The 554-nt window shown below is 62.6% G+C and carries 1 protein-coding gene and 1 pseudogene; both read right to left on the minus strand.

What is annotated here, in order from left to right:
- The coding region (locus tag HMPREF3014_RS32150; protein WP_141765476.1) for an MlaD family protein at window positions 1–490 on the minus strand (490 nt) is incomplete at its 3' end.
- Window positions 483–554: pseudogene (locus tag HMPREF3014_RS35285) on the minus strand (paraquat-inducible membrane protein A); the annotation flags it as partial. The pseudogene HMPREF3014_RS35285 and the gene HMPREF3014_RS32150, both read right to left, overlap by 8 nt.

The raw sequence follows: 554 nt of genomic DNA on the forward strand, positions 1-554 counted from the left end.
CGGCCTTGAGGGTCAGGTGCAGGCCGGGCAGCTTGTCGGAAAGGGGTGGCGGCTCCTTCAACGCGGTGAAGTAGCGTTCTTCCTTCTCGCCCTTCACCGGATCGACCGCGATGTAGACGCCGGAGACCAGGGTTTCCAGGCCGGTGACGCCAGCCAGGGAAACACGCGGCTTGACCAGCCAGAAGCGGGTGTCCTTGCTCAGGTACTCCTGGGCTTCCTTCTTGATCTCGATGGTCGCGACCACGCCCTTGATGTCCTTGCTGACATGCAGGTCGGTCACCTTACCCACCGAGATGCCCTTGTACAGCACCTCGGTCTTGTTGGCCTGGATCCCGTCGCCGCTCTCGAAGCGAACCTGGATGTCCACGCCAGCCTGGTCGAAGGCACGCCACGCCAGCCAGGCACCGATGGCCAGGGCCACCAGCGGCAGCACCCAGATCGCCGACCAGTTCGAGGTCTTGTGTTTCTTCGGACTTGGCAGATCACTCATTCTCGTCATCCAGATTGGTGTTGTCCCAGATCAGCCGGGGGTCGAACGTCACGGCGGCGAGCAT

The sequence above is a fragment of the Pseudomonas sp. HMSC065H01 genome (assembly GCF_001815235.1).
Classification (GTDB): domain Bacteria; phylum Pseudomonadota; class Gammaproteobacteria; order Pseudomonadales; family Pseudomonadaceae; genus Pseudomonas; species Pseudomonas aeruginosa.